Origin of the sequence: Pseudomonas syringae pv. coryli str. NCPPB 4273 (assembly GCF_000972175.1) — a bacterium.
Taxonomy (GTDB): Bacteria; Pseudomonadota; Gammaproteobacteria; order Pseudomonadales; family Pseudomonadaceae; genus Aquipseudomonas; species Aquipseudomonas syringae.
In genome coordinates this window covers 80774-93918 of sequence record NZ_AWQP01000004.1, presented here as the reverse complement: position 1 = coordinate 93918, position 13145 = coordinate 80774, and the positions used below count along the sequence as shown (strand labels likewise).

At 52.8% G+C, this 13145-nt stretch carries 10 protein-coding genes and 3 pseudogenes; 5 read left to right on the top strand and 8 right to left on the bottom strand.

The genetic code is table 11. The features are described 5' to 3' along the window. Positions 1 to 110: 110 nt before the first annotated feature. Positions 111 to 764 carry a lytic polysaccharide monooxygenase auxiliary activity family 9 protein gene (locus P406_RS02300; protein WP_024665618.1) on the top strand — a complete coding sequence of 218 codons (654 nt, stop codon included), beginning with the start codon at positions 111 to 113 and terminating at the stop codon, positions 762 to 764. A gap of 203 nt (positions 765 to 967) precedes the next feature. On the opposite strand, the gene P406_RS02295 is transcribed toward P406_RS02300, so the two are convergent. The 6 genes and pseudogenes from P406_RS02295 to P406_RS30585 all read right to left on the bottom strand — a co-directional run bounded on the left by P406_RS02295 (position 968) and on the right by P406_RS30585 (position 6621). Continuing rightward, positions 968 to 1999 (bottom strand): methionine synthase, encoded by a 1032-nt coding sequence (locus P406_RS02295; protein WP_016568266.1) that lies wholly within the window; start codon positions 1997 to 1999, stop codon positions 968 to 970. A gap of 26 nt (positions 2000 to 2025) precedes the next feature. Next, entirely contained in the window at positions 2026 to 3009 is a 984-nt protein-coding gene (locus P406_RS02290; RefSeq protein ID WP_046235202.1) for a DUF1852 domain-containing protein, read from the bottom strand. Between the two features lie 725 nt (positions 3010 to 3734). Next, positions 3735 to 4598, bottom strand: a complete 864-nt coding sequence (locus tag P406_RS30055; protein ID WP_370737583.1) for a methyl-accepting chemotaxis protein — start codon at positions 4596 to 4598, stop codon at positions 3735 to 3737. Beyond that, positions 4593 to 5354 (bottom strand): annotated as a pseudogene (locus tag P406_RS30050) (MCP four helix bundle domain-containing protein); the annotation flags it as partial. The gene P406_RS30055 and the pseudogene P406_RS30050, both read right to left, overlap by 6 nt. Before the next feature lie 121 nt (positions 5355 to 5475). Then, positions 5476 to 6483, bottom strand: coding sequence for a site-specific integrase (locus P406_RS02280; RefSeq protein WP_235810410.1), 1008 nt, complete (start codon positions 6481 to 6483; stop codon positions 5476 to 5478). Further along, entirely contained in the window at positions 6484 to 6621 is a 138-nt protein-coding gene (locus P406_RS30585; protein WP_482214075.1) for a DUF4224 domain-containing protein, read from the bottom strand. 51 nt (positions 6622 to 6672) lie between these two features. Between P406_RS30585 and P406_RS29660 the strand changes: the two are divergent. Both P406_RS29660 and P406_RS02275 read left to right on the top strand, forming a co-directional pair. Continuing rightward, positions 6673 to 6886 (top strand): annotated as a pseudogene (locus tag P406_RS29660) (hypothetical protein). A 286-nt stretch (positions 6887 to 7172) separates the two neighbouring features. Next, positions 7173 to 7763 (top strand): hypothetical protein, encoded by a 591-nt coding sequence (locus tag P406_RS02275; RefSeq protein ID WP_046235200.1) that lies wholly within the window; start codon positions 7173 to 7175, stop codon positions 7761 to 7763. A 143-nt stretch (positions 7764 to 7906) separates the two neighbouring features. Here P406_RS02275 and P406_RS02270 read toward each other — a convergent pair whose 3' ends face one another. Next, positions 7907 to 10051 (bottom strand): DNA cytosine methyltransferase, encoded by a 2145-nt coding sequence (locus tag P406_RS02270; protein ID WP_046235199.1) that lies wholly within the window; start codon positions 10049 to 10051, stop codon positions 7907 to 7909. 300 nt (positions 10052 to 10351) lie between these two features. Between P406_RS02270 and P406_RS02265 the strand changes: the two genes are divergently transcribed. After that, entirely contained in the window at positions 10352 to 11095 is a 744-nt protein-coding gene (locus tag P406_RS02265; protein ID WP_046235198.1) for an HNH endonuclease, read from the top strand. An 80-nt stretch (positions 11096 to 11175) separates the two neighbouring features. Beyond that, complete coding sequence (locus P406_RS02260) at positions 11176 to 11424, top strand: hypothetical protein (protein WP_046235197.1); 249 nt, start codon at positions 11176 to 11178, stop codon at positions 11422 to 11424. On the opposite strand, the pseudogene P406_RS02255 reads toward P406_RS02260, so the two are convergent. Continuing rightward, positions 11421 to 12643, bottom strand: a pseudogene (locus P406_RS02255) (DNA-methyltransferase). The gene P406_RS02260 and the pseudogene P406_RS02255 overlap by 4 nt on opposite strands. Positions 12644 to 13145: the final 502 nt, after the last annotated feature.

Genomic DNA, 13145 nt, shown 5'->3' with positions numbered 1-13145 from the left:
TTTTACGGAAAAATCAACTCGCTGAACTGCTAGCTATTCCGTTCATGAAAGCAGGTCTTCAATTGGGTAACAGGCAAGGTATGCCTGATTTAATAATTGAGGACAGGGACATGAGTGATGCTACCACCACGGGAGTTAAACACGGGCGGATTACAGACCCTGCAACGAGGGGCTCTTATGCAATGGATCAGAGCTGGGTACTGGAGTGGCACCTGCATGGGATAGAAAGCGGCAAAAACTTTCCGGATACCATTGGAGGTGAATTCGCTGGTTTTAAATCTGATGTTCCCAGTGCGGAGCCTCCAAAGGATGGCCTTATAGTGAGCGGAGGTTGGACCGACGAGCGTGAGTGCTTGAATTATACCGATAGAGAGGTCGCAGACAGACTGGTAGCCAAGGGCAACGCTGAAGGCTGGCCTCGCCAAGGTGTGAAAGGTGTCAGCACTTTTATGGTGACTTGGCGGTATGAGGCACCGCATGTGACGCGTGGTTATCGCTGGTTCATTACTAAAGATGGCTGGGATGAGAGCACTCGATTGACGCGTGCCCACTTTCAAGAGAAACCTTTTTACGAAGAGATCTCTCTTCTTGACCCGTATAGCGAGCACCGTGAAGAACTTGCTCCGAAAACAGAGATCTCTGCAGTACTGCCAGAGGGCAAACAAGGTCACCACGTCATCCTTCTTCTCTGGATCGTTGCTGAATCACCGATGGCATTTTATCAGACGCTTGATGTCGATTTTGACAAGCCGCCCGTTAAGTAGTGAACGCTACGCGTCTCGAAGCTTCCAGAATCCGTTCTATTGGGAAGGTGTAGACGAGAAGGACAGGGTGCAAGCGACCAGCGAAGCGTTGGCCATGCGTGTTCTGCATAAGGAATAGATGATCAGAAAGCCCGGCTTCAGCGCCGGGCTTTTTTGTGCAAGCCAGGCCTGAGTATCGCCTACTGACTTGCGTACGTAGCCGATCACTGGCTCAAGAGTTCTTTGCGGACGATGTCTGCCCCTGCACTTAACGCGCGCAGCTTGCCGCTGGCGACATGACGAGGGAGAGGGGCCATTCCGCAGTTGGTGCAGGGATAGAGTTTGTCGGCGTCGACGAATTTAAGCGCTTTCCTTAGCGTGTTGGCGACTTGCTCAGGCGTTTCAATGGCATGGCTTGCCACATCAATGGCTCCTACCATCACTTTCTTGCCTCGAATGAGTTCAAGCAGATCCATAGGGACGTGCGAGTTGTGACATTCCAACGAGATGATGTCGATACTGGAGTTTTGCAGCCTGGGAAAGGCCTCTTCGTACTGTCGCCATTCGGAGCCCAGCGTTTTTTTCCAGTCGGTATTCGCCTTGATGCCGTAGCCATAGCAAATATGCACGGCCGTTTCACATGTAAGCCCTTCAACTGCCCTTTCCAAGGTGGCGACGCCCCAGTCATTCACTTCATCAAAAAACACATTGAATGCAGGCTCATCAAACTGAATAATATCAACCCCGGCAGCCTCTAGCTCTTTGGCCTCCTGGTTGAGGATTTTGGCAAATTCCCAAGCCAGTTTTTCACGATTTTTATAATGAGCATCGTAGAGGGTGTCAATCATCGTCATTGGTCCGGGCAAGGCCCACTTGATAGGCTGCCTGGTTTGCTGGCGTAGAAATCTTGCGTCTTCAACAAAAACTGGTTTTCGGCGAGCGACAGCACCCACCACCGTTGGCACGCTCGCATCATAGCGGTCTCGAATTCTAACGGTCTCGCGCTGTTCAAAATCGACGCCATCGAGATGCTCAATAAATGTAGTTACAAAATGCTGGCGCGTTTGTTCACCGTCGCTGACGATATCAATATTGGCCAGTTGTTGTTCTTGCAGCGACAAACGTAACGCATCCTGCTTACCTTCAACCAGTTCTTCCCCTTGCAATTTCCACGGTGACCAGAGCGTCTCAGGTTGTGCAAGCCAGGAAGGTTTAGGCAAGCTGCCAGCAGTGGAGGTGGGCAAAAGTTTTTTCATGAAAAATCAACCTTGGTTTTAAATGATCAAAGAATGCAGCTTGCGGACCACTGATCCAGAAGGGGCTGATAGGGTTTGATAAAGTGCTCTTCAACAAATTTCCCTTGCTTTATAGCCAGCTGACTTCGCTCCTCGCGGTCGTACACAATGCGGGTCAATGAGTAATCGTTATTTTTCAAGCTAGGCTGATAGATTTTTCCTGCCTTTGAATTTGCGTTATAGATCTCAGGGCGATAAATTTTCTGGAAGGTGTCCATCGTGCTGATGGTGCTAATAAGCTCCAGATTGGTGTAGTCACCCAGCAAATCGTCCGAGAAATAAAACGCCAGAGGCGCAACGCTGTTCGGGGGCATGAAATAGCGAACCTTCAAGCCCATTTTCATGAAATATTCATCCGTCAACGAGTATTCATCCTGCTGGTATTCATACCCTAAAACAGGATGCTGATTCTCGGTCCGGTGATAGGTTCTGGCGCTCGATACACTCAGGCAGATAACAGGCGGTTTGTCAAAATGCGCTTTGTAGCTGGTTGAATTGACAAAGCTTTTGTAGAGCTTTCCGTGCAGATCTCCGAAATCTTCTGGCGTGCTGAACCCGGACTGGTTTTTTTTGTGCTCTGGTAATCTCACGCTGAAATCATAGTCTCGCACGTAGGAAGAGAAGTTATTTCCTACCATTCCGTTAATATGCGTATTGGTTTTTCGGTCAATGATCGTTGTCTTCAAAACCTCAATTAACGGAATAGCAGAGTGATCACCTTCAGCATCGATATTCATTTCCGCAGAGACAATGTTCAGCGCCAGCGTATAACGATCGCCTTTAGGGTTGTCCCAGTGCGCCAGGGCATTGAAGCGATTGTCGATCATCTTCAAGGTATTACGTAAATTCTCTCGGCGACTTTTTCCCCTGGCCAGGTTCGCAAAATTAGTCGTGACTCGGGTAGTGTCTGAGGGTGAGTAATCCTCATCAAAACAAGTACACTTGATAGAAAATGTGAATTCTTTTTTCATCTAGGCTTGGCATCCTTCCTTACGAGGCAACGCCCGGATAGGCGTCTTGCCCCTTTTAGCGTTGACTGATGTCTGTGTCTTCGATCAGCAGCCGTTATTCTGCTGAGGGTGAAGAGCTGTAGGGATTTTAGGTCGGTTACCTACATGAACAAAAACGAATTGATTTCAATAAATCATTAGTCACGCTCATGATTGCCCTAAGGGTATGCAGGTCTCTGGGAGGGGGGGCGGTCAATATTCAGCGTGGTCGATGCTGATGGTGAGTGATTCTCGATGTCTGCATGGACAGACAGATTTTGGCGAGGTCATGGAAAGCACCACAAGTCAGGATGAGGTCTACGGCCCGCGCAATTGATGTATCGATCGCCCAAGCCCAGTCTCACGGCTTGGCTTTTCCATGCCTGCGATTTACTCAGATCCCTCGGGACGTCTGGTTACCAAGTTCAGCGAGGGCCTTATTCGTACCTATTTTCCCTGTGATCCGCAAAAAAAGGATGGAGGGGCTTTGGTGTAGTTGCTGATCGGTATTCGCTCCAGTTCATGTCCTGGATGTATTCGCATGGGATGACAATGCTGTCTGGGGGCGATGTGATTTCAGACCAGTCTAGCGACGTGCCGTCTTCGCGCCTCAAGCGAGGCGGAAGATCTGTGCGCAAGCACACAGGCATCTGAATGCGCTATTGTCAGATGCCTACTATATACACACGCGTTCTGATCAACTTTATTCAGGTCTTGAACTTATTGACCAATACTCCAAATGAGGCGGCAAGTCGAGAAAGCTCTGCACTCGAGGCATTGGTTTGGTGCGCGCCAGTTGCAGTCTGAGTGGAGATATCTTGAATATTAATCAGGTTTCGGTCGACCTCTCGAGCTACGTGAGCTTGCTCTTCGGCAGCACTTGCGATCACGAGATTTTTCTCATTAATCATTGAGACACCTTCGGTGATTCTGTCTAGCGCGTGACCTGCCTGAATCGCTTGATCACGGGTTTCTCCTGCAAGGCTCCTACTGTTATTCATAGAGATCACTGCTTCATCCGCCCCCGCACGAATTTGGGCCATCATGGCCTCAATGTCTGCGGTCGATGCCTGCGTTCGGTGCGCAAGGGCGCGCACTTCATCGGCGACTACCGCAAAGCCGCGACCCTGCTCGCCAGCCCTGGCTGCCTCAATTGCGGCATTCAAGGCCAACAGGTTGGTTTGCTGGGCTATGGACTGAATAACTGCGAGAACGCCTGTGATCTCATTGACTCTCGTGGCGAGTACCGTGACCTTTTCAGTCGATTGAGAAATCTGCTCTGCCATAGTATTAACCGATCCAACGGCATTCTTTACTTGATCACGTCCTTCAATAGCACTGCGGCTAGTTTCTTCAGAGGACTCAGACGCGCCTGAGGCATTGCGCGCTACCTCCTCAACCGCTGCTGTCATCTCGTTCACCGCCGTAGCGGCTTGCTGGATTTCATCATTCTGGCGTATCAGCGCTTTGGAGCTTTCCTCCGTAACTGCATTCAACTCTTCGGACGCAGAGGCCAATTGATCAGCCGCATTGGCAATTTCTTTAACAGTATTTCTTAGGTTAACTTGCATCGTGCTTAGTGCTGATTGCAGTGTGCTGATCTCGTCATTCCCGGTGACATCAATTTGTTGAGAAAGGTCGCCGTCGGCCACTTGTTTTGCGGTCCGTAGAGCCCCCAAAAGCGGTCGAGTGATCGAGCGTGTGACCAATAAGCCCAGAATAATTGCAGCAACAAACGCGATCACTACGCCTATGCCCAATGAACCGTATGCGACGCTCGAAGTCTTCGCGGCTTCTATAGCGACGTCATCACTCTGGCGCTTGTTTGACGCTACCATTATCTTTAACTCATCGTTTGTTTTCTTGTAGGCAGGATCCACCTCTTGTGCGAATAGCTTGTTCGCGCTTTCAAGGTCACCTTTCGCCGCTAATTCGATCACGCGAGAGGATGCGTTAATGTACGCTGGCCAGTCTTTTTCAAACTGATCACCTGCCGCTCTTTCATCGTCTTCCAGAGGCGTTTGCCGATATGCATTGAAAAGTTGTTCTACTTCTTTTTGATTGTCTGCTAAGGACTTCAACGTCTCGTCATATTTGGCTTGGTCTGCCTTTGCAAATTTATACAGCAGTGCGCGGTGCAAGTCGCGATAATGCGCTATCGCATTTGAGCGTGCATTACTCGTGTTGTACACAGATACGAGGTTGTTATTGACGATCCCATCTACGCTGTTTTTGAGGCCTGTGATACCCGTGTATCCGACAAGGCCGACCCCTAGTGTGACAACTGCGCATACCACAAACGCAGAAATTAGGCGTGTTGATAACATAGTGCCGCGTAGGCGATTCATCGTAGTGTAGCCTTCCTTGATTTCCCTATCCGAACTAGAAGGGTAATGCAATCGTATCGGCCAGCTACTGCCGTTCCTTCAGTGGCTGGCGACAAGCGGTTCAGCCCTGCACCAGTTGTTCAAGGCAACCGCTTGAGTGAGAGCTACCATGGGCGGCGGGGTAACGCTTTTGCCGCACATGTGGACCTGCTGCGGTGACCAGAGCCAAGGTTGGTACCGGTTCGCCCGCGCCGCTGACGCTCTCGGTCCCGTAATAACTGATCAGGAACGCGGCAAAGAGTTTTTTGGAACTGCTCGTCATGGGCTGGCCGTTATCCATAACGATCAGCCTGGAGGTGCGGATCCTGTGTCCTTCCTTTCTGGTCATAATGCGGTCAATGACCAACTTCAGCTCACCTGTAATTTCAATCCTCCTTTTTGCATTCGTCTTGCCTTGCTGAACCCATAGCCGGCCGTCGCGTATATCGCGCTCATCCATTTTCAGCGTGTCCGCGATCCGTTGCCCGGTCAGATAGAATAGGTCCAGAGCATCGCGCAACGGCTGTTCTGCGTGGCTGTAAACCAGAGCAAACATTTCGTCCTCGATGTAATGGTCTCGCCCAACCTCCTTGTGACCCTTGACGCCCGCGCACGGGTTGGCCAGCGCCGTGTAGCCAGCGCTCCTCGCAAAATTCCATATAGCACTCAGTAGCGCCTTCTCCCGGTTTGCTCGGACAGGAGCCGCCTTGCCTCGCTGGCGCAGGTACTGCACGACGTGTTGAGGTTCGATCGCTTCCAGCGGTGCTGGCGGATCGTCGAAGAACTTCAGAAGTTGCTTCAGCTCCCTGGCATTGTCTTTCTGTGTTGCCGGGCTTTTGGTGGGCACGACCTCAGCCATGTACTTTTCCGCGACATACGCGAAGGTCAGCACCTGCTGTACGAGGGCCGATGATGTTCGGCTCTTCTCCAGCTTGGCGTACTCGACGATCGCGATGCCATAGTCAGAGCCCAGTGGGATTTCCTTTCGCGGTGAACCTCCGATGTCGTAGTAGTAACAGACGACCCCGCTGCGCTGTTTACGCTTTCTGAGGCGTGTGACGCTGTCGGGATTAATCGGCTTCCTTCCCATTTATCCCACCAGCCGTGGCTGCCATTTAGGTTTGCCTGTAGTCGTGGTGGTCACGGCTTCGCCTGTCAGCGCCGATGCGATCACACACGGCCAGCCACTTCTTTTGATCGTGTGCCGAATCCCGTTTCGCTTTAACACGGTTATGGTCCAGGCAGCCAGCAGGAGCTGGGGCAGCACCAAGGAGAGGTCATGGAATGCACTACAACGGCGGATGAGGTTTACGGCCCACGCAACGCCAGTCTCGGCAGGCGGGCGGTGGACGGCAATATCTGGTCAGGCACAACGATGATTTTCAGAATTATCGATGACCGGGTCTACTCAATGCACGAGCAGTACCTAGGCCGGCTCAAGTACGGCGTGGCGATGACTGACAGGGGAAGAGCTGATATTTATTGTCAGATAGCCATGTGCCGGACCGTAGGCAGAACGGCCCATCCCCCTTTATGGTCACAACCTGGATCTCCAATTCATAACTTGCAAACCAGTTGTATGCGAGAGAGCTTTCGTTCTACTCCTTTAGGCCAAGCCGGGTTCTTCCCGATTCCACATTCATTCCGAACGATTGAGAGGGCACTTATCTCAGGTAAGACTTCGTTTTTGCTGATATCACGGCTGACATAAATTTTACCGTTAGAGATTTCTGGTTTCCGGGTTATACTCCCGCTCTCCAAGAATGGACGGAAAATGGCATGAGTATTTGGCGGTTGGTTACGGGCTTAATTATGTTATCAACAGGTTTGGTGCTGGCGGGGATGGCTATTTATGATGCTCGTTATTGGGCGGCTGCAGCTTATTTTATAGCTGGCATATCGTCGGCAATATCAGTTGTCGTTTGGGAGGCGGGGATTTCAACACTATCCTTAACGCCCACTGTTATAGCTATTGTTTTTACTATCATCTCCGTCATTGATGTGTTTAGTTCAAGTCACGTTTTAAAACAGGAGGAAGCAAAAGCTCAGATGGATTTTTTTGAAATTATCCTGCAGTTACACACTGATCCTTCGGGGCTTGATGAGGATGAGAGAAGTCTAGCTGGTAAGGCCTTTTTTGCATGTGGGATGCAAAGTAATCGAGATTTTCTTGATTTGACGATGAATGCGAACAAGGCGCTGAGGTTGGGGCCAAATGCCACTTTGGTTGATGGTGTTGATTCAGCTTTTAATCCTGCCAAGTCAGCGCGATGCCTGGACTACTTTGATGAGCTATACAAAACACAGCCAATGTTATTTTTAAACTTTGTCAAAAAATATCCATGGCTGTTGAATAAAGATAAAGTATAAATCTAAGCCGTCCTAACGCTTGTTCGTAATGGTGGTTTGTCTCGCCCTCTATGCTAATTATCTTGCCGCTTGTGCCCGAGAAGCAGAGTAGTTGATTTGTATGAGTAAGTGTCCTGTTATATTCCTCTCTTAGAAAGTTGGCATTATGCGGCGCATGCTTTGCCTTGTACTGCGCACCATGGATCATTAGCCCTTGCTAGTGCAGCCATCGCCGGCGGGCTGACGCTGTTGCCGCACATGTGAACCTGCTGAGTTTTAGTGAACGGTTTGCCGTCGGCGCCGTGGGTAATGACGTAGTCGGCTGGGAAGCCCTGAGCCTTGTACAGCTCGGACGGCTTGAGCATCCGCAGACAGATGTCGACGATCACATAGGGCGTGCCCTTGACCATCACGGTGACCAGAGCCAAGCGATCCTTGGTCGTGATGGTTGGTGCTGGCTCACCTGCACCGCTGACGTTCTCGGTCCCGTAATAACTGATCAGGAACGCGGCGACACGCAGTGCGCCTTCCTCATGCTCTGGCGATAGCCTGAGCGAGACGACAGAGCTTTTACCGCCGCCACCTGCCGTAACGGTAGGCGCTGGCTCATCCAGAGGCTGGCCGACGCTGGCACCGAACTGCCGCTCCATGAACGCAGTGACCAAGCTGTGGTGCTGGCCGCCTGCGCTGATGGTGTGTAGCGGATCGTTCACGTCCCGCGCATCACAGTTGCCGCGTAGATGCACCAGGTTTGCGGCCACAAGGGCGTGGTGCTGACCTGTTGTCAGGGTCGGTACCGGGCTTTCAAGGTTCGTCGGTCCGTGGCCGGTTGTGTTGGTGATCAGCGTCGCTGTCACCAGTTGCTGCTGGCTGCCAGTATTGGTGATCGTCGTCATTGGCTCGTCAGCGCCTTTGGCGTGGGTGGTGTTGAAGCCGCCGTTCATCTGAGCCATGAATGCAGTGGCCACCGCTCGGTGGTTCTGAGTCATCAACGTGCCCACCGGCTGATCTGCCGCTACTGGCTTTCCTGCATAAACTGGCCCGCCAGCACCCACCAGAATCGAGCTTGTGAGCGCATGCTTAACGCCACCGGCAACGATCGTCCCTAATGGCTGATCGATACCCGGCACGCGAGGCTGTTGGCCTTCGCGCTCGCCGTAGCCACACTGGATCAGGGTAGGGCTGATCAATGTCAGTTCCCCACGGTTGGCGCAGGTGATTGTCGGCAATGGCTCTAGCGGGTCGTTGATGCGGTCGCTCCCTTGGTGGGTCGCTGGTGCGATGACCGGGCTGACAACTGAGAAAGCACCGCCCTTTGGATATGACGTGACCGTGCGCAGCGGCTCGTTGGCCGACTGCACCGTCTCGCCGGACCAGTTCGCAATCGGCACAATGAACGGTGCCGGGTTATCGATGACAAACTTCTTCATGCCCTTGGCCACTCGCCGCAAGGTGGCCGGCGCCAGGTCTTTCTTGCGTCCGAATATGCTTTTGCCCAGGCCGGCGAAGTCGATGCACTCTGCTGCGGTCCTCCAAGGCTTCTGGCCTTTGGCGGGGCGCTTGGCGTGGGTCAGCTCTGGCCACACGATCGGCTGTACGTCGCAGCGGGCAATCATGAACAGGCGTTCCCGGCTGGTTGGCGCGCCGAAGTCGCACGCTCGGATCACACGCCACTCGACGGCATAGCCCAGGCGCTCCAGCTCGGCCACGAACACCGCCCACGTCTGGCCGCGCCGGGCAAAGTCTGGCACCAGAAACTGCTGATCGACCGGCACAACCTCACCAGGTGCAGCAATGCCGCCGCCCAGCTTCACGACCCGCCCGTTCGACTTGCAACGCTTTGCCACCAGCGGCCCCCATTGCAGGATTTGCTTTACGTTCTCTAGGCTGATCACGCGAGGCCGCTTTTTGCCTGCCCACTTCAAGCCGATCCAAGACAGGTTGCGGATCTCGCGCTTGCGTGGCTGCCCGCCAGCAGCCTGGCTGTGATGGGTGCAATCTGGGCTCATGTGGAACCAGCCCACGGCCTTGCCGCCACATTCGGTATCCAGATCGCCGTCAAACACATCGGTCGTGAAGTGCTTCGCACCCGGGTGATTCACGGTGTGCATGCTGATTGCTGCCGGGCTGTGATTCTTGGCAACGCTGACGGTGCGCCCAAGGCCCATTTCCAGCCCGGTACCGGCGCCGCCGCCGCCGCCGCCGCCACCGCAGAAGAAGTCCACAACGATCTCATCGTCTTGCGGATTGAAGCCAAGGCCGTACTGGGTTTTAAAATCGAACGGGTGTTTCTTCTGGTGAGCGGACATAGTTCATCCTCGCCGGGGTGGCGTGATTCGTTAAAGTAGGGAGTGGTTTCTGCGGGGTGTTCAGCTTGGCGACTACATCAAGGCAGGAATTCCAAGTCTTTACGTCGCCAACCGCAGTTGCATACTGGTCGGCGCTCTCAAACTCGTCCTGATGCGGTAGGTCAAGGCGTTCAGGCAGCACCACCTTCGCTGTGGAGGGTTGGGAGAGTGGCTTGGCGACCAGTCGTCACCAAAGATTGGTCATGTATTTCCACCTATTGATCTATATTAGAGAGGCTAAGAACTTAGGAAGCAGTACTAATGGGCGAGAAAAACAAGTTCGGATTGGGGCGAACCATACCAGCAACTATTCGTAGAGAAATACGCCGGCGATGCGGGTTCGGATGTGTGAGATGTGGCCTTGCCTACTATGAGTACGAGCACTTCGATCCAGATTTCAAAGACGCGACTGAGCACAATCCGAACGGGATGACTTTGCTTTGTTCACAATGCAATCAAAAACGCGCACGTGGCACGTTATCAGCCGAAACCGTGGCTCGTGCAAATCAAAACCCTAAATGCAAGCAGCAGGGGTTTGCTTCGGAGCTTTTTGATTTTGGGCCCGAGCCAATTTCTGTGAGATTCGCAGGCCAAGACTTCATAGATTGTGCAGTCATTATCCAGGTTAAGGGCGTCAACTTGATTTCTCTTCTGCCGCCTGAAGAAGAAGGCGCGCCTATTCGCCTCTCTGGAATGTTTTCTGATGTGACCGGCGCAACTACTTTGAAGATTTTAAATAATGAGTTTTATGCGGGCGACGAAAACTGGGATGTTGAAGTGGTAGGGCGTCAGATCACACTGCGTAGAGGTGCCGGTGACGTTGCTTTGCAGCTAAGAGTTTCGCCGCCTCACGCGATAGCCATAGAGAAAATAAATATGGAATTCGAGGGGTGGTTCTTGAAAGGAGACGAAGAAGTTCTTTCATTTTCGCAGGACGGGAAAAACTGGAATATATTGCAAGGTTTCGTCGCTGAGGGCTGCCAAGTGGGTATCTCTCTGGGTTAACGCCAGGTAGAGGTGGCGTGAGTCGTTGAAGTGGGGTATTGATGTGGTGCCCGACATGGAGTCGGAGACTGGAGATTGCGATGAGCCACAAGACGCGGATAGTTTTCACCATCAAAGAATCTGGTGATGGAGTGCCATATTTAAATATGGAGTTTCACGACCATATACCAGGGCTTCAAAAAGATCCGCCGGCATTTGATCTGAAGCCCGGCACAGACATGAACAAAGCCCGAGACATCGCCAAATTCCTTAACGAAAATCTTGCCGCCTATAGGCCTTTCCCGCTTGAACCGGCCGCTAGTTTTCAGAAAGAGGTAAAGCCTGGTTAATAACCGTGATGTGGTGCTGAATCGCGAAATACGTCCATCTGCGCAGCGCCATCCAGCCATGCCGTGTCGATACGAGCGCGGGCGAGTGCCGCATATTCTGGGTTCAGCTCACACATGATCGACCGGCGACCTTCCTGCATCGAAACCAGCGACGTAGTACCGGCACCGCCGAATGGATCCAGCACCATACCACCGCGCGGCGCGCCGGCCAGAATGCAGGGTCTGATCAGATCGGGCGGGAAGGTTGCAAAGTGGGCTTCCTTGAATGCGTGGGTCGCCACGGTCCAGACGCTGCGCTTGTTGCGCGTCGCGGTATCGTGGGTGCTTTCATCCCGGTCAGGCCGGTGCGTGCCCTTGGACTGGCCGGGAATGGCTTGTTCGCGCTTCGAGTCCTCACGCTTGAAGCTGTCCCGCCGCTTCCGTTCAGCGCCATCCTTGTGAAAGGCCCCGTGGCCACCTTCGCCGGTGGACGTATCCCAGTCGGTCGGCAATGTCACCCGCTGGCGGTTCCGCGAAGCTTTGTCTGTGCCGTGACCCCAGCCGACTCCGTTATTCGGCACCGTGTTGCCAGAGCTGGTGCGCTTGCCGCCTTCAGCGTAGCTGTTCACGTAGGCCCCGCCTCGGTACCCGTTGGCGTTTCCTTTGCCGGTCAGGTTGGCAGGCTCTCTGATCGCGTCGCTGTCGTAGTGGTACCGCCGCGACTTGCTGAGCAGGAACAGGTATTCGTGAGCCTTCGTGCAACGGTCGCGCGTCGACTCCGGCATAGGGTTTGGCTTGTGCCAGATGATGTCCTGCCGCAGATACCAGCCATCGTCCTGCAGCGCCAAGGCATGCCCATCAAGTCTTTCGGCTTGTACTCAGAATGTGTGGTCGCTTTCGATTTGCGCTGGCTCGCCATCACTTGGCGCTGGCTGATCGTCGAAACACCGACGCCCATGTCGTCCCGGCCATGCGCTCCCCAGCTGCCAGCGTAGCTATCTCCCATGTTCACCCAGATCGTGCCGTCAGCGCGAAGCACCCGGGGCACTTCGCGGAACACGTCGACCAACCGAGCGATGAACTCGGCAGGTGTTTCCTCAAGTCCGATCTGGCCTTCTACGCCATAGTCACGCAGACCGTAGTAGGGCAGGCTGGTCACGCACGTATGCACGCTTTCATCTGGCAGCGTGAGCATCATGTCGATGCAGTCGCCTACCAGTATCTGGTGGAGCTGGCTCATAAGCGATTCCGAATGGCGATGTGAATGAAAAGCTTGGTAAGTAGTAGGAAATGGGAAAGCTTTAATTTCCCACTTTATTTCAGAAATTTGGCATTTATCGGCACTGTTCGAGGAAATTTACTTCCCCTTTTAGGCTTTCGGAAAGTTGCTTTTATGAAGGTTTTTTTTCTCCACCACACTTGGCATCTACCAATTGCACAGGTGTAAACGCAGATGAATCAGCGAGATCGAGCGACGGTGAAAGCATGGAAAAACCCCAAGTGGAACGATAAGACGTTGGCTAGGACAATTCACCTCAATGACGTCGAGGTGATGATATGGAAAAGCTGATTAAGTGCTTGGAGTTAGTGAAAGTGGTGATAGAGCTTGCGGTATTGTTTTGGGATATCTTGAATCAGTTTTTGGCCTCGTAGCCGGTTGAACCGCTTCGGCTCTCATTATCGGCACTCAGTATCGTCATGGTATTCTCCTAAGTACTTTTGTATAGAGAGTGTTATGGCGA